We start from the raw sequence: 25288 nt of genomic DNA on the forward strand, positions 1-25288 counted from the left end.
TCAGGTGCTGCCCGACCGTTACTCGTAACGTCGCGCGGAAGCCCTGCAATGGCAGGTCCTCTATAGCATTCAGGCCTTTTTGCCTACAGACTAGGAACACGCAGGATTCGATTATGAATAATACGGAACAACACGTCGAAGAGACCATCGAGGAGCACGAAGGCCTCATCAAAACGCCCAAGCAGCTAATCGTAACGATCATCCTGGCTTTCCTGGTACCGGTCATCGTCATCGTCATGCTGGTCAATCTGGTCGAATCCACCATGCAGGCTGGTGCCGGGTCCACTGCTCAATCCGAAGAATCCATCGCATCGCGCATCAAGCCGGTAGCGGGCTTCAAGCTGGTCGACGCCAATGCGCCCAAGGTTTTCCAGACGGGCCAGCAAGTCTTCGAGACCACCTGTGCCGCCTGTCACTCCACTGGCGTGGCCGGCGCCCCCAAGCTGGGCGATAACGCCACCTGGGCTCCGCTGATCGCAAGCGGTTACGACAAGCTGGTCGAAATCGCCATTCACGGTAAGGGCGCCATGCCACCCAAGGGCGGCAATGCTTCCTTAAGCGACTTCGAAGTCCAGCGCGCCGTCGTTTACATGGCCAATGAATCGGGCGCGTCATTCGACGAACCCAAAGAACCGGCCGCCGACAATGCCGCTGCCACCGAACAACCCGCGGCAGCAGCAACGGCTGCTGCGCCCGCCGCTGCACCGGCGCCACAAGCTGCAGCGCCTGCCGCCGCAGCCCCAGCCGCCGAAGCACCCGCGCCTGCAGCACAAGAAGCCGCAGCACCCGCCCCGGCAGCTGATAGCGCTGCTGCCGATTCCACCGGCAAGAAGGTTTACGAGTCCGTCTGCTTTGCTTGCCATGTCAGCGGCGTAGCCGGCGCACCCAAACTGGGCGACAAGGCCGCCTGGGCCAAGTACCTGGACCATGGCATGGATACCATGTTGCAAAATGCCATCCGCGGCGTAGGCGCCATGCCTCCTCGCGGCGGTTCGCAAGCTACCGACGAAGAAATCAAGGCAGCCATCGAATACATGGTCCAGTCTGTGCAGTAAGCCAGACGCCAACACAAAAAAGGCCAGACGCGTGTCTGGCCTTTTTTCTGGACGGCCTCGTGTATTGCGCGGCCGTTTTCCTTATCTTGCTTGAACTGCCGCTTGTGCCTGCAGCGACATCCCAAGTTGCACGCGGCGCTGCAGCCAGGGGCTGGGGCGATAACGCATATCGCCCGTCACGCGATGCATGGCGCGCAAGATCTCCAGCACATGGGCACTGCCCAGGGCATCTCCCATCGACAGCGGCCCGCCCTTGGGGTAACCCAAACCCAGCGCAACGGCTTGATCGATATCCTGTGGGGTGGCGATGGCTTGCTGGGCAATATCGCTGGCCACGTTGACGATGGCTGCGACGATGCGCTGGGCGACGAAGCCGGCCGAGTCATCAATGACCGATACCGGGGTGCCATCGCTGGCAAACAGCGCGTGAGCGGCATCGCGCCATGGGGCTTGCGTGGCCGCCGAACACATGACTACACGTCGCCTGCCTTGCTCCAGACCAAAGAAGGTATCCAGCGCCACGGTGCGCTCGCCATCAAGCTGATGGCCGCCGACCAGGCATGCCGTATCTTCGCCGTAGGGCGTCACGACGATCAAGGCATCATCGGGCGGTGCTTCCGCCGCTATCGGCGTTACGCCCAAGCTCTTGAGCAGTGCCGCGGCGCGTTTGTGGCCAACAGAGTGATACGGGGCAAGCCACACCCGCAGGCCCTCGGGCAACGCTGGAACTGCGGGCTCTTGCGGTATTTGCTTGCGACCGTCCACATACTTGTAAAATCCCTGCTCGGTCTTGCGGCCCAGCATTTTGCCCGCCGAGCGCACCGATGTGATGGGCGACGGACGGAAACGGGGCTCATCGAAAAACTGGCGGTAGATCGATTCCATGACGGGGTGCGACACATCCAGGCCGGTCAGGTCTAGCAGCTCGAACGGGCCCATGCGAAAGCCTGCTTGCTCGCGCATGATGGCATCGATTTGATAAAACGGCGCCACCGATTCCTGAGCGGTCTTGAGCCCCTCCACATTCATGCCGCGGCCGGCATGGTTGACAATGAAGCCGGGCATATCGCGAGCCCTGACGGGGGTGTGACCCATGACGCGGGCCAACGCCATCAGCGCATCGCCAGTTTGCGGATCGCTGCGCAGGCCGTCGATAACCTCCACGACCTTCATCAGCGGCACGGGATTGAAAAAGTGATAGCCGGCGACCCTGCCCGGGCGCTCACAAGCCTGGGCGATCGCTGTGATCGACAAGGAAGAGGTATTGGACGCCAAGATGCAATCGGTGGAGACTATGCCTTCCAGTTGACGGAACAAGTCGGTTTTGACATCCAGCCGTTCAACGACCGCCTCGATAACCAGGTCGGCGCGCGCCATTTCGGCAATGTCCGCGCACGCGTGCACGCGTGCCAGCGACTGTGCCGCGAGGTCGGCGCTGAGCTTTTCCTTGGCGACCAGCTTGTCCCAGATTTGCTGCAGCGACTCGCGCGCGGCAGCCACAGCGGCTGCATTCAGGTCGAACAGCAGCACGTCCAGCCCGGCCTGCGCGGCAATTTGCGCAATCCCCCGGCCCATGGCACCTGCACCGACTATTCCTATGGTCTTAATGGTTTTCAAGATAATCTCCTTCTAATCCGCTTGCATTAACGGCCTGGCGTTAACGCGTCAATTCTTCGATTTCTTGGTCGCTAAGACCCAGACGGTCACGTAGTACCTGACGGGTATGCTCGCCCAGTAGCGGCGCAGCATGGCGATAGCTGACCGGGCTGTCCGAGAAGCGCAAGGGACTGGCCCCCACCGGAGCCTCCCCGGCCGTGGCGTGCGGCAGCATCTGCTGCATGCCGCGCCATTTCACCTGGGGGTCTTCGTAAACCTGATCGATCGTATTGATGGGGCCGGCTGGCACGCCCACCTGCTCGAGTTCTCGTAACCAGTAATCGCGCGACTGGGTCTTCATTGCCTCTACCAGCATGGGCACCAACACTTCGCGATTGATCACCCGATTTGAATTGGTCGAGAAGCGAACATCCTCGGACAAACCCGGCCGGCCTATTACCCGGCAGAAGGCGGCAAACTGCCCATCATTGCCCACGGCGACGATCAAATGACCATCAGCGGCGGAAAACACCTGGTAAGGGACCAGGTTCTGGTGGGCATTACCGGCGCGTTGCGGTGCTTGGCCGGTCGTCATGTAATTCAAGTTTTGATTGGCCAGCATGGCAACCTGGCAATCCAGCAAGGCCATGTCGATGTGCTGCCCCAGGCCGCTGCGGCTGCGTTCGTGCAAGGCGGCCAGAATACCGACCGTGGCGTACATGCCGGTCATGAGGTCGGCCACGGCAACCCCCGCTTTTTGCGGCCCGCCGCCAGGCAGGTCGTCGCGCTCGCCCGTAATGCTCATCAGCCCGCCCATCCCCTGGATCATGAAGTCGTATCCGGGACGATTGGCATAAGGCCCTGTCTGGCCGAAGCCGGTGATGGAGCAATAGATAAGCGCCGGATTCAAAGCCTTGATGCTTTCGTAGTCCAGCCCGTACTTGCGCAGGCCCCCGACCTTGAAGTTCTCGACCAGAATGTCGCACTGCCCGGCCAGCTTGCGAACCAGTTCTGCACCGCGCGCCGTGGCGATGTCCAGCGCAACCGACTGCTTGTTGCGATTGGCCGAGGCATAGTAGGCGGCTTCGGAGGTATCGCGTCCCTGGGCATCCTTGATGTAGGGAGGCCCCCAGCCTCGGGTGTCGTCGCCGGCACCGGGGCGCTCTATCTTGATGACCTCCGCACCCAGGTCCGCAAGGTTCTGTGTACACCACGGCCCCGCCAGCACACGCGTGAGGTCAAGGACTCGGATGCCGGTAAGAGGCGCTGGGCGTAAAGACATGGCAGACAATAGCTTCAATAGGTAAACCAGTATTTTGCCTGATATGCGCAGCCCCTGCCGCGTCGCCAAAGAATGGCCCTAGAATAGAACCACCCCTCAGTACGGAGAAACGCATGCCAGGCCCTTTAGTCGACGAACTCTATCCGCAGTTGGTGCTGCCCGTCATCGCGGCGCCCATGTTCATTGTGTCCGGCCCCGAACTTGTCATTGCCCAATGCGCCAGTGGCATCGTGGGATCCATGCCGGCCTTGAATGCCAGGCCACAAGGCTTGCTGACAGAGTGGCTCACGCAGGTGGAGACGACATTGGCCGAACTGAAGCAGCGGGACCCGGACCGCGCCATCGCGCCCTACGCCATCAACCACATCATCCATAAGTCCAACGACCGCCTGGAGCACGATCTGGATGTGTGCGCACAGCATAAGGTGCCGCTGATCATCACCAGCCTGCGCGCGCCCGGGGATGTCGTCAAGGCCATACACGGCTGGGGCGGCAAGGTCTTCCACGACATTACCACCCTGCGCCATGCCGAGAAGGCGCTGGAGGCAGGCGTGGACGGGCTGATACTGGTGTGTTCGGGGGCTGGCGGGCATGCCGGCACCCTTAGCCCCTTTGCCCTCATGGCCGAAGTTCGGCGCATGTACGACGGGCCTATCGCCTTGTCTGGCGCCATATCGCGCGGCAGCGACGTATTGGCTGCCCGGGCCATGGGCGCCGACTTCGCCTACATCGGCACGCGCTTCATTGCCAGCCGCGAAGCCCGCGCGGTAGACGCCTATAAAGACATGCTGGTACAGGCGCGCGCCAGCGATGTCATCTATACCCCTTACTTTACCGGCATCCCGGGCAACTACCTCAGGGCCAGTATTCTTGCGGCGGGCCTGGATCCCGACCAACTGGACAAGGCCGGCAGTGCAGGCGCCAACTTCGGCACCACGCGCAGCAAGCCATGGCGCGACATCTGGGGCGCCGGCCAAGGCGTGGCTGCTATCGAGCAAATACTTGCCGTGGACGAAATCGTCGAGAACCTGAAGCGCGAATACCATCAGGCTCGCAAAAGTCTGGCCCTCGAAAGCGAAGGGGCTTGCGCATGATAGAAACCAGCCGCAGCGGCGCCTGCGTAACACTGCTTATCAACCGCCCTGAAAGACGCAACGCGCTGAACAATGTCATGTATCGCCAGTTGGAAGACAGCCTGCAGGCGGCACAGGCTGATGCCTCTTGCAGCGCAATTATCCTGACGGGGGCGCAGGGGTATTTCACTTCAGGCAATGATGTGTCGGAGTTCCGCGGCGCGCGCAGCGTGGAAGACAGCCCGGCGCTCTCGTTCCTGCGTACGCTGGCAAGCATAGACGTACCGGTGGTGGCCGCCGTCGAGGGCGCGGCCATCGGGGTAGGGGTCACCCTGCTGCAGCATTGCGACTTCGTCTATGCCGGCGACACCGCCACGTTCGCCATGCCGTTTGTTTCGCTGGGGCTCAGTCCCGAAGGCGGATCCAGCCTGTTGCTGGCACAACTGGTGGGTGCTCGGCGCGCCGCTGAATGGCTACTGCTCGGAAAGCCCTTTTCGGCTCAGGAAGCACAAGACAGCGGCTTCATTACCCAGGCCGTTCCGGCCGGCATGGCGCTCGAGCACGCTACAAACACGGCCCATGCCCTGACAGCGCAACCGGCACAGGCTCTGCGGGAGGCCAAGAAAATCCTGCAGGAAAGCCAGCGCGCGGCACTAGGGCATGCCTTTGACCGGGAAAAAACCCTGTTTGGACGCCGCCTGGTATCCGATGAAGCGCAAGCGGCTTTCGCGAGTTTCTTAAGTAAAAGGAAGGCGCCAGAAGCTTGATCCATGTCATCTCGCTACATAAGCTGCGGAAACACGACACTTTATTGATGGCCTAGGGTTTACCCTTGCTTTAATCCTAGGGTAAACCCTATAATGGACTTGTCAGCACAAAACATCCTGTTCTGTGCCAGACATAACATCAATAGGTAGACACCATGTCAGATCTTTCCATCAATCAGTACACTCGCTTGAATGACTCTCTTGAGCGCGATTTGATGCGTCAGGCTCTGAACAGCGGCGAGTCCTTATCCTTCACGGCACTGACCAAAAACGCTCTTGGTTCCTTGCGGAAAGCCGGTAGCTGGTTCTTCGCATACATGATCGACGTAACTGAAGCCCTGAACGAAGCACGCGCTAAAGACTCGCGCTATTCACGCTCGTACTGGTAACAATCTGGGCGCGCTCTAGCGCCCTCCGAATTCTTGTGATTGCGAGCCTGCCTGTTGTGGCAGGCTTTTTATTTGCTGTTCAGCATGGCCTTGAGCATGCCCAATCGATCTTTGGGACTTAGCGCCGTTGCCGCCGGGTCTTCCGTAACCGTAAGCTCGGCCAGACCCATTTCCTCGATGAAGCGAGAGCGCTCTCGCACCAGATCTTCCCGGGCTCGACGTCGCTTCTTGCACCAGCTTAGGTGCAAACTGCGCTGCGCCCGGGTAATGCCCACATACATCAGCCGCCGTTCTTCCTGTATGCGCAGCGCCAGCGACTCAGCCGCGGCGGCGGGGTCGGCGTCTTCTTCGTCCCGGCCAAGATGGGGCAGCAAGCCCTCTTCGACGCCTGCCAGATAAACGTGAGGGTACTCCAGGCCCTTGGAGGCATGCAGGGTCGACAGCTTGACCGCGTCGGGATCGTCATCGTCGTTGCGCTCGAGCATCGTGACCAAAGCAACGTGCTGCACCAATTCGAGCAAGTTCAGACCGTCTTCCTCGGCTTTGCGTGTCAGCCAGCCAACAAGCTCGAGCACGTTCTGCCAACGCGTCTGGGCCGGCTTCTCTTCGAGCGTATCGTAAAGATAGCGCTCATATTGAATATTGCTGACGAGTTCATCCAATATGGCGCCCGGACTGTCTTCCGTGGCGCCGTCGACGCCGATCGCGGCTGAGGCGGGCAGGTCTCCAGCCAACAGGCTGGCTTGCGCGGCGGGGGCCAACTGCAAGCTTCCTTTGCGCCCGGCCCGCGTCTGGATACGCTGGATGAACTGGCCGAAAGTCTGCAGCGGCTCCAACTGCTTGGTGGCCAGCTTGTCGCTGGCGCCGATCTCGAACACCGCTTCAAACAAGGACAACTGCCGTTCGCTGGCGAACTGGCCCAAGGTCTGCAAGGTGCTTTGCCCAACGCCTCGACGCGGCGTCGTGACCGCCCGTATGAAAGCCGGATCGTCGCTGTCGTTGGCGATCAGGCGCAAGTAGGCAAGGATATCGCGGATCTCGGCCTTGTCAAAAAAGCTTTGCCCGCCAGATATGGTGTACGGGATGCGTAGATTGCGCAGCGCCTGTTCCAAGGCACGTGCCTGATGATTGCTGCGATAAAGCACCGCGAAGTCACGCCATTCGGCGCGCCGCTCGAAACGCGCGGCCGACAGGCGCACGGCAATTGACTCGGCCTCGACGTCCTCGGTGTCCATGGGCGTAACCTGTATGGGCTCACCGACCCCAAGGTTGGACCACAACTTCTTGCCGAACAGATTCGGATTCTTGCTGATCACTTGGTTGGCGGCCGACAGAATGCGCTGCACCGAGCGGTAGTTCTGCTCGAGCTTGATGATTTGCAGATTGGGGTAATCGGTAGTTAGATTGGCCAGGTTCTGCACTGTCGCGCCGCGCCAGGCGTAGATCGCCTGATCGTCATCACCAACAGCGGTAAACATGGCACGATCGCCGGTCAGCCATTGGACCAAGCGGTATTGGCAAACATTGGTGTCCTGGTATTCGTCGACCAACAGGTAGTGCACACGGGCCTGCCAGCGCTGGCGCACTTCAGCATTGGTTTCAAGCAATAGCGCCGGCAAGCGGATCAGGTCATCGAAGTCGACCGCCTGATAAGCCGACAAGGTAGCGCTGTAGCTGCGATACACTCTGGCGGCTTCGATCTCGCTGGGGCTGGCCGCTGCACGATCCGCGGCATCCGGGTCCATCAACTGGTTCTTCCACAACGAGATATTTTGCTGCACGGCACGCAGGCGGGCCTTGTCGGTGGTGGCCAGCAGCTCTTGAATAATGGCCAGCGCGTCGGTGGCGTCCAGAATGGAAAAGCTGGCCTTCAGGCCGGCATGACGCGCCTCTTCGCGCAGGAAGCGCAAGCCCAGCGAATGAAAAGTACTAACCGTTAATCCCTTGGCAAGCTTGGCGTCCACCAGCATCTTCACGCGCTCGTTCATCTCGCGCGCGGCCTTGTTGGTAAAGGTAAGCGCCACCACATGGCGTGCCGGATAGGCGCACTCGCGCAACAGGTAAGCAATTTTTTGAGTGATCACCCTGGTCTTGCCGCTACCGGCGCCGGCCAGCACCAGGCACGGGCCGTCCAGATACAGCACCGCCTGGCGCTGCATGGCGTTCATATCGGAGGCTACGGTGTGGCCAGACGTACTCAAGAATGTTCCTAGATTTCCAGCGGATCGACTTCAAGGTTGTAGCGCACGCGAAAGTCCCGCGCGAGCCCTGCCAGCGCAGCCGACCAGGTCGTCAGGAACTGTTGCAGGGCACGGCGATTGGTGCTTTCAACCAGCAATTGTGCGCGCTCGACATTGGCCACCCGGACCACCCGCAAGGGTACGGGATCGTAGAGCGTAATGGCATCAAGGGCCTCGTACATCGTAGCCTGTTCCGCCGGAAGCCGGCGCGCGCTGGCCAGGAAGTCCAGCGCCGCGGCCAACTGCCGGGCCTCGGCCGTAAGCAAAGCCTGATAGGCATAAGGCGGCAAGCCCACCGCCTTGCGCTCGTCCAGCCCATAGCCTGCAAAGCCGGGATAGTCGTGACGTATGAGGGCCTGATAGACCGCCTGCTCGGGGTAATCGGTCTGGATGATGACCTGCCCGCCCTTTACGTGGCGGCCTGCGCGCCCGGCCACCTGCATCAGTTGCGCAAACAAGCGCTCGGGCGCACGGAAATCTTGAGCAAACAGCATGGCATCGGCATTCAGCACGCCGACCAGGCCCAGGTTGGCGAAGTCGTGGCCTTTCGCAACCATTTGGGTGCCGACCAACAGGTCGAACTCGCCGGCGTGTATGCGGGCAAAAAGCGCCGCGGCGCTGCCTTTGAGTCGGGTGCTGTCGGCATCGATGCGGGCAATACGCGCCTGCGGAAAAAGCTCGGCTAAATGCTCTTCTACCCGCTGGGTGCCTCGCCCCATGGGTTTTAGGTCCTGGTCGCCGCACTCGGGACATGCAGCAGGAACGCGCGCCTGATGACCGCAATGATGGCACTGCAATATATTGCGCCGCGCACCTGCCCGGTGCAGCACGGTATACGCGGTACAACGGGGGCATTGGCTGACCCACCCGCAAGAAGAACAATTCAGTACCGGCGCATAACCCCGTCGGTTAAGGAAAACCAGGGCCTGCTCTTTGGCCGCCAGCCGTTCGCCGATGGCTTTGATCAGTTGCGGCGAAAACCCCTGCTGCAATGCCAGTCGGCGCGTGTCCACCAGCCGCACTTCAGGCAGCGCGACATCGCGTGCGCGCTGCGCAAGCGTGTAGCGCAGGTAGTGACCGGTTTGCGCGTGATTCCAGCTTTCCAGCGAGGGCGTCGCCGAACCCAGCACCACCGGTATGTTCAGGTCGCTACCGCGCCAGACGGCAAGGTCGCGGGCCGAATAACGCAGCCCATCTTGCTGCTTGTATGAGGTGTCGTGCTCTTCGTCGACGATGATCATGCCCAGTTCGGGCATGGGCGCAAAAATCGACAGTCGGGTTCCGAGCAGCACGCGGGCCTGGCCCCGCTGTACTTGCAGCCACGCTCGCAAGCGCTCGCCATCGGACAAGCCGCTGTGCATGACCGCCAAGGCGCCTGATCCGGCCACGCTGGCCAGGCGCGCGCGTAGCGACCGTTCCAACTGCGGCGTAAGGTTGATTTCGGGCACCATGAACAGCACCTGCTTGCCGCGAGCCAGTACTTGTTGAGCCGCGTGCAGATAGACTTCGGTCTTGCCGCTACCTGTGACGCCATGCAGCATTACCGTTTTATGTTGCCGCAACGCAGCAATGGCGGTGGCCGCAGCGGCCTGCTCGGCATTCAGTTGTGGTGGAACGTCGGGCGGGACGTCGCGCCGCGCAACTGGCTTGCGATTGTCCAGGCGCTGCACCGGTCCACCTGCCGACAGTTTTCCTTGGTAAGCCGACACCTTGCGCAGCGCGGTGGGCAGTGCGGGCAATATGACCTCGCCGAGCGGGCGTTGATAGTACTGCGCAGCAAATGACGCCATCCGTAACCAATCGGCCGACAAAGGCGGTGTGTCGTCAAGCACCTGGTCTATTTCTTTGACCAAGGCAATATCAATAGCGGGGGCCTCCGGCAAGCCGACCACCACCCCCACCACCTTGCGCCGGCCAAAGGGCACAATAACCCTGACCCCGACCTCGACCGGCACTGTCGACAAGTAGTCGAACAAGGCCAAGAGCGGCACATCCACCGCCACCCGCAAGCAATAAACCCCGGGTGCTACCGGGCCGGCAGCAACCGGCGACGACAAACCAATCGAGGATTCAGTGGGCATGGATACTTCAAGTAAATTCTGGCTTAGACGTATAAATGATTGCTGGACCTGGACTTAGCGCCCGTGCCCCTCCCCTGTGGATAACTTTGGGGAAAAGCTTGGTCATAAGATGTGGAAAGTCAACCTACCCCGCACTGTAATAAGCGAATTGCTGTGCCACACGAGCTAATTACTTATATTTTTCAATAGCTTGTGAGGCATTCCGAAAGCGTAACTGAACAGTAATACCAAATGCTGCAGAGCACCGAAAATTGTGCACAACCGGCACCCGCAGCATAAAAAAATAGGGGTTTTACCTGTTGCCGGGCAAAAGATTTAGTGCTTGCCGCGACTATAAGTATGGACCTCGTCAACCAGTGTGCTGACCGCAGCAGGCGGCGTAAATCGGGATATTCCGTGGCCCAGGTTGAACACGTGCCCGCCCGCCCCTACTGTGCCGAAGTCGTCGATGACGCGACGAACTTCGCGGCGGATTGCGGCGTCTCCGCCGAACAGCGCCATGGGATCAAGGTTGCCCTGCAATGCGACCGCATCGCCCGTGCGTTGCCGCGCTTTGGCCAAGTTGGCCGTCCAGTCCAGCCCTACAGCGTCACAACCCAGGCCGGCGATATCTTCCAGCCACAATGCACCACCCTTGGTAAAGACGATGACCGGCACCCGCCGTCCTTCGTGTTCGCGGATAAGTCCGTCTACAACCTTGCGAGTGTATGCCAGCGAAAATTCCTGGAAATGCCCATCGGCCAGCGCCCCGCCCCAACTGTCGAAGATCATGACAGCTTGAGCACCCGCCTGGATCTGAGCATTGAGGTACTGCTGCGTAGCCAGGGCATTGACTTCCAGCATGCGATGCAGGAGATCGGGGCGGCTGTACAGCATGGTTTTGATCAGGCGATAGTCATCAGAGCCCTGGCCTTCGACCATATAGCAGCCTACCGTCCAGGGGCTGCCTGCAAAGCCGATAAGCGGCACTTTGCCGTCGAGCTCTTTGCGAATAAGCGTGATGGCATCGAAAACATACTGCAGGCGTGCAAGGTCGGGTACGGCCAGGCGCTTGACGTCGTCTTCGTTGCGTACGGGGTGGGCAAACTTCGGGCCTTCACCGGCCACGAAGTCCAGCCCCAGCCCCATGGCATGAGGAACCGTGAGGATGTCTGAGAACAGGATGGCTGCGTCCAGATCGAAGCGCATGAGCGGCTGTAGCGTGACCTCGCAAGCGTACTCGCGATTTTGCGCCAAGGCGAGGAAAGAGCCAGCCTTTGCGCGGGTCTCATTGTACTCGGGCAGATAGCGACCAGCCTGGCGCATCATCCAGATAGGCGTATAAGGTACGGGTTCGCGCATGAGCGCACGCAGGAACACATCGTTTTTCAAAGTCGGTGTAGTCACGGTTATCCTTATTGCAAGACCATTGATTTTACCCGTCTCCGGGGTGGTTGGGGACGGCTTCGGCACGGAACGGCGCAGCGTCGATATCGTGCTTGCGCATCAGCGCCCAAAAAGCTCGTCGGTGTTTTTGCGCAGCGCGCGCGGCCATGGCGATATTGCCGGAGTGTCGGCCCAGCGCCGCAGTGATGTAGGCGCGTTCGAAGCGCTCGATAACCTGGCTTTTGGCGGCGCGGAAGGACTCGCGCGTGGTCGCACAGCGCGAGGCTGACGCAATGGCGAACGCTTCGAGCTCGGTACCGCTGCGGTCCAGTATGGTGGCACACAGTGCTTCTTGAGTAAGCGGGCCCGCCAAGCCCGCCATGCGGGTGTAGTTCGCCCGGTTTTCGGAAATGGACGACGTGGCAGCCGGCGGGCTTGCCAAGTAACGATTGCCATCCAGCAGGCGCTCGATACGAGCGCGGAGCTCTTCTATGCACAAGGGGTCGCGTACGAAATCGGCCAGGCCCAGTGTGTGCAGGTCGTCCAGGGCGGCGGCCTTCAGGTTGCGGACCAGCGCAACGACCGGCGTGTGCAATGCCCCCTTTGCCATCGATAAACTGGTGCGCGCCCAAGCCAGATTGCTTTCGTTGACGGGTATCAGGCAGGCATCGTAGCGGCGCAAGCGCATGGACGAGGCGGCAAGGAGCCGCGCCGACTCGACGCTGTCGACGGTGGCGTTGCAGCCGTCCAGCGGATGCAACTGCAGCTTGCCCGCGGCATGCGGACCCAGCCAGGGCCCTAGCCAATCGAAGCAGCATGGCGTACTTAGCACTGCGCAATCCAGACGTTCCCTCATGGTGATCTCCTGATAGTTGAAGCGTAGCGGTAGAGCCAGCATAGTGAGGCTCGCTTGCTACAACAATCCGGAATACTGTTAACTCGGCAACTACCTACGCCGAGACGGGCACGAATGGCGCAAAGCCTTCGGCGCAAAAAGCAAACGCCCCGCAAGTGCGAGGCGCCGGCTTGGTGGCAGCCCCGTGGGGGCATGCCGCGACAGGATCAGTGCTGGCGGCGGGTTTGCCGAAGCGAGCGCGCTGCAGCGGCCTGAGCAGCCAACATGGCCAGCTCGGCTTCCACGACAGCGATGTCAGCCTTGTCGGTGGTATTGCGCAATGCCTCTTCGGCGCGCTTGCGCGCTTCCAGGGCCTTGGCTTCGTCAAGATCTTCCGCACGGATGGCCGTATCGGACAACACCGTTACGGTACCCGGTTGGATCTCGAGAATACCGCCTGCAACAAAGATGCTGACTTCAGTCTCATCGGCCAGAACGATCTTGACCGTTCCGGGACGGATCCGCGAAATAAGCGGGGTGTGGCCGGGCAGTATGCCCAGCTCGCCCGCCTCGCCAGGCAGCGTCACGAACTTCGCCTCGCCGGCGAATATCGATTCTTCTGCGCTGACAACGTCAACATGCAAGTTGGCCATGTTTAATCCTTATTGGAGTTTCTTGGCTTTTTCGAATGCTTCGTCGATAGAACCGACCATGTAGAAAGCCTGTTCGGGCAAAGCATCGCATTCGCCTTCAACGATCATCTTGAAGCCGCGCAGGGTTTCCGCCAGCGGAACGTATTTGCCGGGCGAGCCGGTAAACACTTCTGCCACGTGGAAGGGCTGCGACAGGAAGCGCTGGATCTTGCGAGCACGAGCCACCGCCTGCTTGTCTTCGGGCGAAAGTTCGTCCATGCCAAGAATGGCGATAATGTCGCGCAGCTCTTTATAGCGCTGTAAGGTTTGCTGTACACCGCGGGCAACACTGTAGTGCTCTTCACCGACGACTTGAGGATCAAGCTGGCGGCTGGTGGAGTCGAGCGGGTCGACGGCCGGGTAGATACCCAGAGCGGCGATGTCGCGGGACAACACAACGGTGGAGTCCAAGTGCTGGAAAGTCGTGGCTGGCGAGGGGTCGGTCAAGTCATCGGCAGGAACGTAAACGGCCTGGATGGACGTAATGGAACCCGTTTTGGTCGATGTAATGCGCTCTTGCAACTGGCCCATTTCTTCGGCCAGCGTTGGCTGGTAGCCCACCGCGGAAGGCATACGGCCCAGCAGTGCGGACACTTCGGTTCCGGCCAGCGTGTAGCGGTAGATGTTGTCGACGAAGAACAGGATGTCGCGGCCTTCGTCACGGAATTTCTCGGCCATGGTGAGGCCCGACAGCGCAACGCGCAGACGGTTCCCAGGAGGCTCGTTCATCTGACCGAACACCATCGCGACCTTGGATTCCTTCAGGTTATCCAGCTGAATGACGCCGGCTTCTGCCATTTCGTGATAGAAGTCGTTGCCTTCGCGAGTGCGCTCGCCCACGCCAGCAAACACTGACAAGCCGCTGTGCGCCTTGGCGATGTTGTTGATGAGCTCGAGCATGTTGACCGTCTTGCCCACACCGGCGCCGCCGAACAGGCCGACCTTGCCGCCCTTGGCAAACGGGCAAACCAGGTCAATAACCTTGATGCCGGTTTCGAGCAATTCGACCGAAGGCGAAAGTTCGTCGAACTTGGGCGCCTTCTGGTGGATGGCGCGTGTTTCGTTGCCCTCGATGGGGCCGCGCTCGTCGATCGGACGACCCAGCACGTCCATGATGCGACCCAGGGTGCCCTCACCGACAGGCACCGAGATCGGCGCGCCGGAGTTGGCCACTTCCATGCCGCGACGCAGACCGTCGGAAGAGCCCATGGCAATGGTGCGGACGACGCCGTCGCCCAATTGCTGCTGCACTTCGAAGGTAAGGCCGGCTTCGGCGAAATCCGAGCTGGTGTCGACGAGCTTGAGCGCGTCGTAAATCTTGGGAATGGTGTCGCGGGGGAACTGAATATCCACCACGGCGCCGATGCACTGAACGATGGTACCGTTGCTCATGTTTAGTCCTTGCTAAATAACTTTGACGGGATGCCTTCTGTTAAAACTTAAACAGCGGCAGCGCCCCCCACGATTTCTGAAATCTCTTTGGTAATAGCGGCCTGGCGGGTCTTGTTATAGACCAGCTCGAGCTCGCCGATGACTTTCTTGGCATTGTCCGACGCTGCCTTCATGGCGACCATCCGGGCAGACTGCTCGGACGCCATATTTTCGGCCACTGCCTGATACACCAACCCTTCCACGTAGCGCATCAGCAGATCGTCGATGACGGTCTTGGAGTCGGGTTCGTAGATGTAGTCCCAGCCGTATTCTGACTTGATCACGCCGTCCTGGCCGTCGGCATCGTCGCCGCCATCAGCCTGAAACGGATCGGCCAGACCGCTGGGCAGCGGCAACAGGCGAATGAAGGTTGGGTCTTGCTTCATCGTATTGACGAAGCGATTGGTCGCCAGATAGACGGCGTCGATCTTGCCGTCTATGAAATCATCGATCTGCACCTTGATGGCGCCGATCAGGCGGTCCAGGTTGGGCGTGTCGCCCAGCTGCACTTCCTGGGACACCAGGTTTGCACCGATACGGCTTAGCAGACTGGCGCCCTTGTTGCCCAGGGCAGTGGTCTGAACCGAAATGCCTTTTTGCTCGAACGCTTTCAGGCGTGCAAGCACCAGACGCATGATGTTGGTGTTCAACCCGCCGCACAAACCCTTGTCGGTCGTAATGACCACGATGCCGACGCCGCGAATGTCGCTGCGCTCGATCATGTAAGGATGCGTGTAGTCGGGGTTGGCCCCCATCAAGTGTGCTGCGATATCGCGCACCTTGGTTGCATAGGGACGGCCGGCACGCATCCGCTCTTGCGCCTTGCGCATCTTGGATGCCGCCACCATCTCCATGGCTTTGGTGATCTTGCGCGTGTTTTGCACGCTCTTGATCTTGGTTCGAATTTCCTTAATTCCGGCCATCGCTCTTTCCTGAAAGGGCGTTATAGCGGGGCGACTTGCGTAAGCCCCACCGTATGTGTGAATGACGAAGCCAATGCCGCGTCATCCCCCGCCACTAAACCTTAAAAAGCACCGTGCTTTTTGAACTCTTGTATGGCTGCAACCAGGCTTGCCTCGTCGTCCTTGGACAGTTCCTTGGTGTCTTCGATGCGCTGAATCATGTCGTCGTGCTTGGACTTCAGGAAATCTTTCAGTGCTTTCTCGAAAGGCAGGATCTGCTCGACTTCGAGGTCGTCAAGGTAGCCGTTATTGACCGCGAACAGCGTGACGGCAAGTTCCCATACCTGTAGCGGCTGGTACTGAGGCTGCTTGAGCAGTTCGACCACGCGTTTGCCGCGCTCGAGCTGACGACGCGTGGCGTCGTCAAGGTCGGAGGCAAACTGGGCGAAAGCGGCAAGCTCGCGATACTGCGCCAAGTCGGTGCGAATACCGCCGGCCAACTTCTTGATGACCTTGGTTTGGGCAGCACCACCCACCCGGGATACCGAGATACCAGCGTTGATGGCGGGACGCACACCAGCGTTGAACAAGTCGGTTTCCAGGAAGATCTGGCCGTCAGTGATGGAAATGACGTTGGTCGGTACGAAAGCGGAAACGTCGCCAGCTTGCGTCTCGATGATGGGTAGCGCGGTGAGAGAACCGGTCTTGCCCTTGACTTCGCCGTTGGTGAATTTCTCGACGTAGTCTTCGTTGACGCGCGCGGAGCGCTCGAGCAGGCGGGAGTGCAGATAGAACACGTCGCCAGGGTAGGCTTCGCGGCCGGGAGGACGGCGCAGCAACAGCGATACCTGACGATAGGCCCAGGCTTGCTTGGTCAAGTCGTCGTAAATGATCAGGGCGTCTTCGCCGCGGTCGCGGAAATACTCGCCCATGGTGCAGCCCGAGTAGGCCGACAGGTACTGCATGGCAGCCGAGTCGGACGCCGCTGCAGCCACAATAATGGTGTATTCCAGTGCGCCGTGCTCTTCAAGCTTGCGTACGACGTTGCTGATGGTGGACGCCTTCTGGCCGATGGCAACGTACACGCAGGTAACGTTCTTGCCCTTCTGGCTGATGATGGTGTCGACGGCAACAGCCGTTTTACCGGTCTGGCGGTCGCCAATGATCAGCTCGCGCTGACCGCGACCAATCGGCACCATGGAGTCGATCGCCTTGATACCGGTTTGCAGAGGCTGCGAAACCGATTTACGGGCGATCACGCCTGGGGCGACTTTTTCGATGATGTCAGTAAGCTTGGCGTTGATGGGACCCTTGCCATCAATAGGCACACCCAATGCGTCGACCACACGGCCGCGCAGTTCCGGACCTACCGGTACTTCCAGAATGCGGCCGGTGGTTTTTACCGGATCGCCTTCGGAGACGCTGGTGTAGTCGCCCAAAATAACCGCGCCGACAGAATCACGCTCGAGGTTGAGCGCAAGTCCGAACACGTTATTCGGGAATTCAAGCATTTCGCCTTGCATCACATCGGACAAGCCGTGGATACGGGTAATACCGTCGGTCACGGAAACGACCGTGCCTTGCGTACGTACGTCGGTCGACGCGCCCAGGCCTTCAATACGGGCCTTGAGCAGTTCGCTGATCTCTGACGGGTTAAGTTGCATGTTCAGACTCCTGGAATCCTGTTATCTGGCGCGCGTCAGGCGGCCAGAGTGTCGCGCATGCGAGCCAACTGGGCACGCACAGAAGTATCAAGTACTTGGTCGCCGACGGTCACACGAACGCCGCCGATCAAGTCGGCATCGACGGTAACGGCCGGCTTCAATTTGAGGCCAAACTTCTTTTCAAGCCCGGCGACAAGCTGCTGGACTTGCGTGTCGTCTAGCGCAAAGGCGCTGCGTATTTCAGCCAACGCTGTACCTTCGTGCTCGTTCTTCAGGTGATCGAATTGCTCGGCGATTTGCGGCAACACCAGTATGCGGTGATTGCTGACCAGCAGTTCGATCAGGTTGCGCCCTTCGGAAGTAAGCGGAGTCTTGACCAGGCCCGCAAACAGCTCGGTGCGTTGCGCAACGTTCAGCCTGGGATCGGTCAGCGCTTCGCGCACGTCGTCCTGGCTGGCGACATGACCAAGCTCGGACAACAATTCAGACCACTGCGTCAATCCGTTCGGGCTTTGACGTGCCGAGGCAAAAAGCGCTTCGGCATAAGGTCTGGCAATAGTCGATAGTTCAGCCATGGCTTGCCTCGAGTTTAGAGTTGAGCCTTAAGCTGGGTAAGCAGCTCGGCATGTGCCTGTGCATCGACTTCTCGTTTGAGAATCTGTTCTGCACCCTTGACCGCCAGAAGTGCAACGTCGGCACGCAAGCTTTCACGCACACGCTGTACCTCTTGGGCCGCGTCTTGCTGGGCTTGCGCGACAATGCGCGCTTTCTCGACTTCGCCTTCGCGACGAGCCTGTTCGATAAGAGCCGCAGCCTGCTTCTCGGCCTCGACCATGCGGGCATGGTTTTCTGTTTTTGCAGACGCTTCGATCAGGCTGATACGCGCCTGGGCCTGGGCCAGGTCGGCCTTACCCTTGTCGGCGGCAGCAAGGCCGTCGGCAATTTTCTGACGTCGATCATCCATGGCTTTCGTAAGAGGCGGCCACACGAATTTCATCGTGAACCAGGCCAATACGAAAAACACGAGCATCTGAAAAAAGAGAGTCGCGTTTAAATTCACGGTCGTTTCCCTTTAATACCACTTGTGCCAGACAGCACGGCTGCATGACACCTGATGTCCAAGCCGCGGCGGCGAGTATCCCGCCTGCGGCTGCTTAACCCGCCATCGAGGCGGGCTGCAACACTTAGCCTACGAACGGGTTCGCAAATGCGAACAACATGGCCAGACCAACACCGATCAGGAAGGCCGCGTCGATCAGACCAACCAACAGGAACATCTTGGTCTGCAAGGCATTCATCAACTCGGGCTGACGAGCCGAAGCTTCGAGGTACTTACCACCCATCAAACCGATACCGATACATGCGCCAATAGCGCCAAGACCGATAATAAGACCGCAAGCCAGAGCAACGAAAGCAACGTTGGTCATAACAACTCCTTGGTTAAAAACCGTGTAATCAAAAAGTTCAAAAGAAAATGCAATGCAAGAGAATCTTGCGCCCCGGCCGGGCTGAGCCCGGACCGAAAACTATTAATGGCCTTCGTGCGCCTGTCCCAGGTAAACGAGAGTCAGCATCATGAAAATGAATGCCTGCAGCAACACGATCAGTATGTGGAAAATTGCCCATACCGACCCTGCAAGGACGTGTCCTACGCCCATACCCAGGCTCACGCCATTAAATCCGGTCCATGCCCCGCCCAGCAGAGCGATCAACATGAAAATCAGTTCGCCAGCAAACATGTTGCCGAATAACCGCATACCCAGTGACACTGGCTTGGCGACGTACTCGATGGCGTTCAGGAAGAAGTTGAATGGAGCCAGCAGGATGCCGCCCAGGCCGGGGGCATGGAAGGGCGCTGTGAAGAGTTCCTTGACGAAACCGCCGGGGCTCTTGATTTTGATGCCGTAATAGAACATCAGCATGAGCACGCCCAAGGCCATGCCCATGGGCACGTTCAGGTCGGCGGTTGGCAGAATGCGGTGGTGGTACAGTATGTCGGAGTGCTCGGCGCCCAGGCCGGTAACCTTGAAGAACCACGGCAGTGCATCAACCGGGATAAGGTCCAGCGCGTTCATGAGGATGATCCACAAGAACACGGTAAGCGCCAGGGGCGACACATAACGACGGGAGGCTTCGTTCGGGACAATGCCCTTGGCCTGGTCTTCGACCATATCGACCAGGGTTTCAACGAACATCTGGCCGCGGCCAGGAACACCGGTGCTGGCGCGCTTGGCCATGCGCCACAATATGAAGATAACGATAAGGCCGGTCAGGATGGACCAGAAGAGGGAGTCGTAATTGACAACGTTGAAGTCTGCGATGAGCGATTGCTTGGCACCGATATTGTTCAAGTGAACCAAGTGGTGCTGAATGTACTCAGACTGTGGCGAAAGATCACTAGCAGCCATCTGAACCCTTATCCGGTTAACGAGCGTACGAGGCCCATGATTAAAACATAAAAAAAACTATGGCAGCTTGCGAAACACCAGCAAAAGCACATAGCCTTTTAAAACACATAACAGCCCAATAAGCATGGCCGGCCACACCAGCCAACCCTGCCCCAGCCACACGGCCAAGCCAAGTATGCCTACGGCAGAACCCAGCTTAAAGGCCTCGCCTACAAAAAACGTAATTGGGCTGGTACTGACCGGACCAATTACGCCTAAAAGCAAGCGCAGCGCAAAAAGACTGTTCGGCAAAAGGTACGCCAAACCACCAAGCAAAGCTGAAAGTGCGGCGTAACTGCCAGCGACTATCCAGGACCCCGCAACTGCCGCAACAAGCATGACTGCCTGCGCTACAAGCGTGCGCATGATACCCGTGCTGGCGCGCTTCTTTATAGCTAAGCGGTCTGCATCGGTAAGCACTAACTGTGGGGTTTTTCCTTGCTGCCAATCCATGGCTATCTTGCGTCAAACCAATAAAGTATAGCTTTATTTTGGGACTTTAAGCAAGCGGTAAGCTTGCCTAAGCTGGAGGGCAAGGCTGGCAGCCGGGTGCCAGCCTTAACAATCTTTTACTGATGTTTAAAGTCGGGCTTACGCTTTTCGACAAAGGCCTTCATGCCCTCTTTTTGATCGTCGGTGGCGAACAAGGCATGAAAATTACGTCGCTCGAACATCAAGGTTTCATTCAGCGAGCCCTCGTAGGCCATGTTGACGCACTCTTTGGCCATGATGACCGAGGGCAGCGACATGGAAGCAATGATGGTTGCCGCCTCGATGGCTTCATCCAGCATGCGTTCCAGCGGAACAACGCGCGAGACCAGCCCGGCGCGCTCGGCTTCGTTGGCGTCCATCATGCGGGCCGTCAGGACCAGATCCATGGCCTTGGCTTTACTGATCGCACGAGGCAGGCGCTGGGTGCCACCATAGCCGGGGATGACCCCCAGCTTGATTTCAGGCTGCCCGAAGCGGGCGTTCTCGGCCGCGATAATAAAGTCGCACAGCATGGCCAGCTCGCACCCGCCACCCAGGGCGTACCCCGCCACGGCGGCAATGATGGGTTTGCGGATGTGCTTCAGGGACTCCCAGTTGCCGCCCAGGTAATCCTGCTTGTACACGTCCATGTACGACCAGCCCTGCATCGCGGCGATATCCGCGCCGGCGGCAAAAGCCTTGTCGCTGCCGGTAAGCACCATGGCGCCGATATTCTCGTCTGCATCGAAGTCGCGCATGGCTTGCGCAAGCTGATCAATAACCTCGTTGCTGAGTGCATTAAGCGCTTGCGGGCGGTTAAGCGTAAGCAGGGCCACACGTCCGCGGACCTCTGTTTTTACCAATGGCGCATCCATGCGGCCTCCTTGTTGCAAAGTAATATAGGGAAATGAAACTATCCATACTTTATACCGTAACGCCCTTCGATCCGTCGGGCCATCGACTTAAAATAAACCTGACCATCGAGGCTCCCGACCCGGCAGGGCAAATCCTGACGATGCCCGCCTGGATTCCTGGCAGCTATCTTATCCGGGATTTCTCCCGGCAAATAGAAACGATAAGCGCAGCCAGCGACGATCAGCCAGTGGACATCGTCAAGATCGGCAACCACCAGTGGCGCTCCGCGCCCTGCTCCGGCCCGCTGGTCGTCGAGTACGTGGTCTATGCCTGGGATCTGTCCGTGCGCGGCGCCCATGTAGACGAAACCCATGCCTTCATCAACGGCACCAGCGTGTTTCTTGCAGTCAACGGCAGCGAAGCCACCCCCTGCCATGTGCATATCCTCCCGCCCCCTCATACGCGGCGCTGGAAGGTCTACACCAGCCTGCCGGAAGCCGTCGGCCACCCCTTGGCGGCAAAGCGGCATGGCTTTGGCATGTATCGGGCGCCTGATTACGACGCCCTGATCGATCACCCCATCGAAATGGGCACACCGCAAGTGGTCAGCTTTCGCGCCCACGGTGCCGAACACGAGATGGTCTTTACCGGCGTGATCCCCAATCTGGATCTCAAGCGCATAGCCGCCGATACGCAGCGTATCTGCGAAGCGCAGATCGCCCTGTTCGAACCTGACAGCTGCCACCCTCCCTTTCTGGACAGTTCCGACCGCTATGTATTCATGACCATGGTCACCGGCGACGGTTATGGCGGCCTGGAGCATCGTGCCTCGACAGCATTGATGACATCCAGGCAGGATCTGCCGGCGGTAGGAGCCCCGGCCGGAGACGGCTACATCAGCTTTCTCGGGCTGGTCAGTCACGAGTACTTCCATACCTGGAACGTCAAGCGCATCAAGCCCGCAGTGTTTGCACCCTACAAGCTGCAAAGCGAGACGCATACCCGCCTGCTGTGGTTGTTTGAGGGCTTCACGTCGTACTACGACGATCTGATGTTAATGCGTGCCGGGGTCATAGACGAGCCGGCCTACCTCAGGCTGCTTGGCAAGGTCATCGGCAATGTGCACCGCAGCGGCGGGCGCATTAAACAAAGCGTCGCCGAAAGCTCGTTTGACGCCTGGACCCGCTACTACAAGCAGGACGAGAACTCGCCCAACACACTGGTCAGCTACTACACCAAAGGTTCCCTTGTGGCGCTGGGCCTGGACCTGACCTTGCGCCAGGCGACCGAAGGGACGCGGTCGCTGGATGACGTCATGCTGTTGCTGTGGCAGCGCTATGGCCGGGACTTTTACCAGGGCGGCGGCAAGGGCATCCCCGAGGACGCCGTCGCTGCCTTGATTCAGGAGGCCACCGGCGTGGACGTAAGCGAGTTCCTGGCACGCTATGTGGACGGAACGGAAGATGTTCCGCTGGAGACACTGCTCGCCCACGAAGGCATCACGCTGACCTGGAAGTCGGCTGGCACGGCGCCAACGCTGGACATCCGCCCTCGCGCCAGCCATGGCCAGACGCAGATCGCCACGGTTTACGAAGGCGGCGCCGCCCACGCAGCGGGCCTGTCGGCAGGCGACACGCTGGTGGCCGTAAACGGCCTGAAAATTGGCGACCCCGCATCGCTGGAACGCTTGCTGTCCCGATGGAAGCCGGGTAGCAAGGTCCTGATGCATGTGTTCCGTCGCGACGAATTACGCGCGTTCAACCTGCAACTGAATGCACCGCTTGCGACCGAATGCGAACTGCACCGCAGCTAAGCGCCAGCTTCGATCCGGGCTTGTATGGCCTTGGCGGCGGTAACGCCGTCGGCCATTGCCGTGACAACGCATGGATGCTGGCGCTGAGCCACTTCGCCGATGGCATAGACCCCCGGGCAACTGGTTTGTGCCGTCAGCATGTCGGTGGCAATAAAGCCCCGCGCGCCGCGCTGCAGATTCAAGCTTTCGGCGAACTCTGCCCGCGGATCCCAACCGTAAAATACCAGGATCAAATCATACGGCTGGCCATCCACAGTGCGCGCCACCGGGTTGGCGCGATAGGGGCCGACATGAACATGTGCGGCCGGCAGACTACGCTGAAACTGATGCTGCGCCCGTACATTGCGGGCGTACAACTTTACGTGCTGGGCGCCATGCTCGATGGCATACAAGGCGTTCTCGTAGGCGTTGTCGCCGCCGCCCAGCACGGCCACGCGTTTGCCGCGGAAGTCTTGCTCGACAACATGGTGGCCTGGCCCCACCAGCACACCGTCGTACCGCTGTCCTGCTGCTGCATCCGATAGTCCTCTGGGACGAACGCCGCTGGCCAGCACCACAAAACGCGCAGACAGCGGCTGCTCCATGGTGCGACCATGAATCCGAAACTGCTGACCGGTATGCGCCACCTGCTCTACCTTGCAATTGAGCAATACCGGAACATCGGCTTCACGCAGACTGAGTGCCAGGTTGTCCGCAACCTGATCGCCGGTCAGTCCGGGCAAGGTGGCGTTCCACTTCTCCGGAAAAGGGTTGCCCAGGCACAGCCCTCCCGGCGCGCCGGCCGCCTCGAGAACCACAGCCGACAGACCCAGGCCCGCTAGCCAGATCGCGCAGGACACGCCCGCCGGACCACCGCCGACTATTGCCGCATCATGGATTTTGCCCGCCACGCTCATACACCGCCTTGCCTAAAGCACTACAATTCGTTCAATTCTACAAGGCCAGCATTATGCCCACCCGCCGAATATTCTTTACCCAACTCGCGCTGGACGCTCGCATCGGCATACTGGAGCACGAATTGCGCGCCACACAGCCCTTGCACATCGACGCAGAGTTCGACGTGGACGTCACGCAAGAAGTGCACGACCAGAACATCAGCACCGTGCTGGACTACCGCTTGCTGCGCAACGCGATCGTGGACGAGTGCACCCGGGCCCACGTGAACCTGCTGGAGACGCTGACCGAACGCGTGGTCGATCGCATCCTGGCTGAATTCGCCCAAGTGCAGTTCGCGCGTATTCGCATCAGCAAGCCGCTGGCATTTTCCGACTGCGCAGCCGTCGGCATAGAAGTGCAGCGCAGCCGTTAAACCCTTTATTGATCGCCATGCCAGCCTCTGCAATTCCTCAAGACCTTCAGCAGCCATCAGCCCCGGTCGATAGCCGACGCGCGCATAAGCAGCGAGTTGACGACAACAAGCTGGCCAAGCGCCTGGTGCGCGAGACCGGCCGCGCCATCACCGATTTCAACATGATCGAAGACGGCGATAAAGTCATGGTGTGCCTCTCGGGCGGCAAGGATTCCTACGGCATGCTGGATATCTTGCTGACGCTCAAGGCTCGCGCCCCCATCGACTTCGACATCATCGCCGTTAACCTGGACCAGAAACAGCCGGGCTTTCCCGACCACATACTGCCGGAGTATCTACGCGGGCTGGGGGTGCCTTTTCATATCGAAACGCAGGACACCTATTCGGTCGTCACGCGCGTGATCCCGGAAGGCAAGACCATGTGCTCGCTATGCTCGCGCATGCGGCGCGGCATACTGTATCGGGTCGCCACCGAACTGGGCGCCACCAAGATCGCGCTGGGCCATCATCGCGACGACATTCTCGGTACATTTTTCCTGAATCTGTTTTATGGCGGCCGCATGAAGGCCATGCCGCCCAAGCTCATGTCGGACGACGGCAAGCACATTGTGATTCGGCCGCTGGCCTATGTGCCCGAGAAAGACCTGATCGCCTATGCCGCACTGAAGCAGTTTCCCATTATTCCGTGCAACCTTTGCGGATCGCAGGAAAACCTGAAGCGCAAGGAAGTCACGCGCATGATCGCAGAATGGGACAGGCATTTTCCGGGGCGCTCCTGGAATGTGTTTGGCGCACTGTCGCGGGTCGTGCCTACGCACTTGATGGACAAGCAGTTGTTCGATTTTGCCGGCCTCGCGCCAACCGGCCTGGCTGACGAAGACGGCGACAAAGCCTTCGATGAAGACATGCTCCAGGCAGTGGCTGCATTCGGCGACACGGACTCCGACTTGCCACGAACCAAACCCAGCGTCGTCTTCATGAACGATTCCGGAGCCCGTCCAGACACTTAAGCAAACTCTCG

At 59.6% G+C, this 25288-nt stretch carries 24 protein-coding genes; 7 read left to right on the plus strand and 17 right to left on the minus strand.

Annotation, left to right across the window (positions count from 1 at the left end; genetic code table 11):
- Positions 1 to 113: 113 nt before the first annotated feature.
- Positions 114 to 1055, plus strand: a complete 942-nt coding sequence (locus CKA81_RS11295) for a c-type cytochrome (RefSeq protein ID WP_128355369.1) — start codon at positions 114 to 116, stop codon at positions 1053 to 1055.
- A gap of 81 nt (positions 1056 to 1136) precedes the next feature.
- On the opposite strand, the gene CKA81_RS11300 is transcribed toward CKA81_RS11295, so the two are convergent.
- Positions 1137 to 2672 (minus strand): 3-hydroxyacyl-CoA dehydrogenase, encoded by a 1536-nt coding sequence (locus CKA81_RS11300; protein ID WP_128355370.1) that lies wholly within the window; start codon positions 2670 to 2672, stop codon positions 1137 to 1139.
- Positions 2673 to 2712: 40 nt separating this feature from the next.
- Positions 2713 to 3933, minus strand: a complete 1221-nt coding sequence (locus CKA81_RS11305) for a CaiB/BaiF CoA transferase family protein (RefSeq protein ID WP_128355371.1) — start codon at positions 3931 to 3933, stop codon at positions 2713 to 2715.
- Positions 3934 to 4046: 113 nt separating this feature from the next.
- On the opposite strand from CKA81_RS11305, the gene CKA81_RS11310 reads away from it, so the two are divergent.
- The 3 genes from CKA81_RS11310 (at position 4047) to CKA81_RS11320 (ending at position 6162) form a co-directional block, all read left to right on the plus strand.
- Entirely contained in the window at positions 4047 to 5027 is a 981-nt protein-coding gene (locus CKA81_RS11310; RefSeq protein WP_128355372.1) for an NAD(P)H-dependent flavin oxidoreductase, read from the plus strand.
- Positions 5018 to 5773, plus strand: coding sequence for an enoyl-CoA hydratase-related protein (locus CKA81_RS11315; protein WP_394342512.1), 756 nt, complete (start codon positions 5018 to 5020; stop codon positions 5771 to 5773). Before CKA81_RS11310 ends, CKA81_RS11315 begins: the two co-directional genes overlap by 10 nt.
- 155 nt (positions 5774 to 5928) lie before the next feature.
- Positions 5929 to 6162, plus strand: a complete 234-nt coding sequence (locus tag CKA81_RS11320) for a hypothetical protein (RefSeq protein WP_128355374.1) — start codon at positions 5929 to 5931, stop codon at positions 6160 to 6162.
- A 68-nt stretch (positions 6163 to 6230) separates the two neighbouring features.
- Here the strand turns inward: CKA81_RS11320 and CKA81_RS11325 are convergent, their stop codons facing one another.
- From CKA81_RS11325 to CKA81_RS11390, 14 genes are all read right to left on the minus strand, one after another.
- Positions 6231 to 8330 carry a UvrD-helicase domain-containing protein gene (locus CKA81_RS11325; RefSeq protein ID WP_128356758.1) on the minus strand — a complete coding sequence of 700 codons (2100 nt, stop codon included), beginning with the start codon at positions 8328 to 8330 and terminating at the stop codon, positions 6231 to 6233.
- A 41-nt stretch (positions 8331 to 8371) separates the two neighbouring features.
- Positions 8372 to 10459 (minus strand): primosomal protein N', encoded by a 2088-nt coding sequence (locus CKA81_RS11330; protein ID WP_394342555.1) that lies wholly within the window; start codon positions 10457 to 10459, stop codon positions 8372 to 8374.
- 339 nt (positions 10460 to 10798) lie between these two features.
- On the minus strand, positions 10799 to 11824 hold the full coding sequence (hemE, locus tag CKA81_RS11335; RefSeq protein ID WP_394342556.1) for a uroporphyrinogen decarboxylase: 1026 nt from the start codon (positions 11822 to 11824) through the stop codon (positions 10799 to 10801).
- A gap of 73 nt (positions 11825 to 11897) precedes the next feature.
- The gene (locus tag CKA81_RS11340; protein ID WP_128355377.1) at positions 11898 to 12704 is read right to left on the minus strand and encodes a hypothetical protein; all 807 of its coding nucleotides are present in this window, start codon (positions 12702 to 12704) and stop codon (positions 11898 to 11900) included.
- Positions 12705 to 12910: 206 nt separating this feature from the next.
- Positions 12911 to 13336 carry a F0F1 ATP synthase subunit epsilon gene (locus CKA81_RS11345; protein WP_128355378.1) on the minus strand — a complete coding sequence of 142 codons (426 nt, stop codon included), beginning with the start codon at positions 13334 to 13336 and terminating at the stop codon, positions 12911 to 12913.
- A gap of 9 nt (positions 13337 to 13345) precedes the next feature.
- On the minus strand, positions 13346 to 14767 hold the full coding sequence (gene atpD / locus CKA81_RS11350) for a F0F1 ATP synthase subunit beta (RefSeq protein WP_128355379.1): 1422 nt from the start codon (positions 14765 to 14767) through the stop codon (positions 13346 to 13348).
- Between the two features lie 47 nt (positions 14768 to 14814).
- A complete protein-coding gene (atpG, locus tag CKA81_RS11355; protein WP_128355380.1) occupies positions 14815 to 15729 on the minus strand; it encodes a F0F1 ATP synthase subunit gamma in 915 nt (304 codons plus the stop codon).
- 101 nt (positions 15730 to 15830) lie between these two features.
- A complete protein-coding gene (gene atpA, locus CKA81_RS11360) occupies positions 15831 to 17372 on the minus strand; it encodes a F0F1 ATP synthase subunit alpha (protein ID WP_128355381.1) in 1542 nt (513 codons plus the stop codon).
- A 35-nt stretch (positions 17373 to 17407) separates the two neighbouring features.
- A complete protein-coding gene (locus CKA81_RS11365) occupies positions 17408 to 17947 on the minus strand; it encodes a F0F1 ATP synthase subunit delta (protein WP_128355382.1) in 540 nt (179 codons plus the stop codon).
- A 14-nt stretch (positions 17948 to 17961) separates the two neighbouring features.
- A complete protein-coding gene (locus tag CKA81_RS11370) occupies positions 17962 to 18432 on the minus strand; it encodes a F0F1 ATP synthase subunit B (RefSeq protein ID WP_128355383.1) in 471 nt (156 codons plus the stop codon).
- Positions 18433 to 18556: 124 nt separating this feature from the next.
- Positions 18557 to 18799, minus strand: coding sequence for a F0F1 ATP synthase subunit C (gene atpE / locus CKA81_RS11375; RefSeq protein WP_128355384.1), 243 nt, complete (start codon positions 18797 to 18799; stop codon positions 18557 to 18559).
- Between the two features lie 102 nt (positions 18800 to 18901).
- Positions 18902 to 19780, minus strand: a complete 879-nt coding sequence (gene atpB, locus CKA81_RS11380; protein WP_128355385.1) for a F0F1 ATP synthase subunit A — start codon at positions 19778 to 19780, stop codon at positions 18902 to 18904.
- 57 nt (positions 19781 to 19837) lie between these two features.
- Positions 19838 to 20185, minus strand: a complete 348-nt coding sequence (locus tag CKA81_RS11385; RefSeq protein WP_317135162.1) for an ATP synthase subunit I — start codon at positions 20183 to 20185, stop codon at positions 19838 to 19840.
- A 203-nt stretch (positions 20186 to 20388) separates the two neighbouring features.
- The gene (locus tag CKA81_RS11390) at positions 20389 to 21165 is read right to left on the minus strand and encodes an enoyl-CoA hydratase (RefSeq protein WP_128355387.1); all 777 of its coding nucleotides are present in this window, start codon (positions 21163 to 21165) and stop codon (positions 20389 to 20391) included.
- A 32-nt stretch (positions 21166 to 21197) separates the two neighbouring features.
- On the opposite strand from CKA81_RS11390, the gene CKA81_RS11395 reads away from it, so the two are divergent.
- Positions 21198 to 22958, plus strand: a complete 1761-nt coding sequence (locus CKA81_RS11395; RefSeq protein ID WP_128355388.1) for a M61 family metallopeptidase — start codon at positions 21198 to 21200, stop codon at positions 22956 to 22958.
- Here CKA81_RS11395 and CKA81_RS11400 read toward each other — a convergent pair.
- The gene (locus CKA81_RS11400; RefSeq protein WP_128355389.1) at positions 22955 to 23854 is read right to left on the minus strand and encodes an NAD(P)/FAD-dependent oxidoreductase; all 900 of its coding nucleotides are present in this window, start codon (positions 23852 to 23854) and stop codon (positions 22955 to 22957) included. The two genes, CKA81_RS11395 and CKA81_RS11400, sit on opposite strands and share 4 nt — an antisense overlap.
- A gap of 53 nt (positions 23855 to 23907) precedes the next feature.
- Here CKA81_RS11400 and folB point away from each other — a divergent pair, with 53 nt between their 5' ends.
- A complete protein-coding gene (gene folB / locus CKA81_RS11405) occupies positions 23908 to 24267 on the plus strand; it encodes a dihydroneopterin aldolase (RefSeq protein ID WP_128355390.1) in 360 nt (119 codons plus the stop codon).
- Between the two features lie 17 nt (positions 24268 to 24284).
- Complete coding sequence (gene ttcA, locus CKA81_RS11410; RefSeq protein WP_128355391.1) at positions 24285 to 25277, plus strand: tRNA 2-thiocytidine(32) synthetase TtcA; 993 nt, start codon at positions 24285 to 24287, stop codon at positions 25275 to 25277.
- Positions 25278 to 25288: the final 11 nt, after the last annotated feature.

It is taken from the genome of Pollutimonas thiosulfatoxidans, from assembly GCF_004022565.1.
Lineage (GTDB): Bacteria > Pseudomonadota > Gammaproteobacteria > Burkholderiales > Burkholderiaceae_B > Pusillimonas_D > Pusillimonas_D thiosulfatoxidans.

Excerpts from the sequence above, each read along its gene's own strand:
- CKA81_RS11295 (WP_128355369.1), top strand. The coding sequence starts at position 114 with ATGAATAATACGGAACAACACGTCGAAGAGACCATCGAGGAGCACGAA.
- CKA81_RS11305 (WP_128355371.1), bottom strand. The coding sequence starts at position 3,933 with ATGTCTTTACGCCCAGCGCCTCTTACCGGCATCCGAGTCCTTGACCTC.
- CKA81_RS11310 (WP_128355372.1), top strand. The coding sequence starts at position 4,047 with ATGCCAGGCCCTTTAGTCGACGAACTCTATCCGCAGTTGGTGCTGCCC.
- CKA81_RS11320 (WP_128355374.1), top strand. The coding sequence starts at position 5,929 with ATGTCAGATCTTTCCATCAATCAGTACACTCGCTTGAATGACTCTCTT.
- CKA81_RS11325 (WP_128356758.1), bottom strand. The coding sequence starts at position 8,330 with ATGAACGCCATGCAGCGCCAGGCGGTGCTGTATCTGGACGGCCCGTGC.
- hemE (WP_394342556.1), bottom strand. The coding sequence starts at position 11,824 with ATGCGCGAACCCGTACCTTATACGCCTATCTGGATGATGCGCCAGGCT.
- CKA81_RS11340 (WP_128355377.1), bottom strand. The coding sequence starts at position 12,704 with ATGAGGGAACGTCTGGATTGCGCAGTGCTAAGTACGCCATGCTGCTTC.
- CKA81_RS11345 (WP_128355378.1), bottom strand. The coding sequence starts at position 13,336 with ATGGCCAACTTGCATGTTGACGTTGTCAGCGCAGAAGAATCGATATTC.
- atpD (WP_128355379.1), bottom strand. The coding sequence starts at position 14,767 with ATGAGCAACGGTACCATCGTTCAGTGCATCGGCGCCGTGGTGGATATT.
- atpG (WP_128355380.1), bottom strand. The coding sequence starts at position 15,729 with ATGGCCGGAATTAAGGAAATTCGAACCAAGATCAAGAGCGTGCAAAAC.
- atpA (WP_128355381.1), bottom strand. The coding sequence starts at position 17,372 with ATGCAACTTAACCCGTCAGAGATCAGCGAACTGCTCAAGGCCCGTATT.
- CKA81_RS11365 (WP_128355382.1), bottom strand. The coding sequence starts at position 17,947 with ATGGCTGAACTATCGACTATTGCCAGACCTTATGCCGAAGCGCTTTTT.
- atpE (WP_128355384.1), bottom strand. The coding sequence starts at position 18,799 with ATGACCAACGTTGCTTTCGTTGCTCTGGCTTGCGGTCTTATTATCGGT.
- atpB (WP_128355385.1), bottom strand. The coding sequence starts at position 19,780 with ATGGCTGCTAGTGATCTTTCGCCACAGTCTGAGTACATTCAGCACCAC.
- CKA81_RS11385 (WP_317135162.1), bottom strand. The coding sequence starts at position 20,185 with ATGCGCACGCTTGTAGCGCAGGCAGTCATGCTTGTTGCGGCAGTTGCG.
- CKA81_RS11390 (WP_128355387.1), bottom strand. The coding sequence starts at position 21,165 with ATGGATGCGCCATTGGTAAAAACAGAGGTCCGCGGACGTGTGGCCCTG.
- CKA81_RS11395 (WP_128355388.1), top strand. The coding sequence starts at position 21,198 with ATGAAACTATCCATACTTTATACCGTAACGCCCTTCGATCCGTCGGGC.
- CKA81_RS11400 (WP_128355389.1), bottom strand. The coding sequence starts at position 23,854 with ATGAGCGTGGCGGGCAAAATCCATGATGCGGCAATAGTCGGCGGTGGT.
- folB (WP_128355390.1), top strand. The coding sequence starts at position 23,908 with ATGCCCACCCGCCGAATATTCTTTACCCAACTCGCGCTGGACGCTCGC.
- ttcA (WP_128355391.1), top strand. The coding sequence starts at position 24,285 with ATGCCAGCCTCTGCAATTCCTCAAGACCTTCAGCAGCCATCAGCCCCG.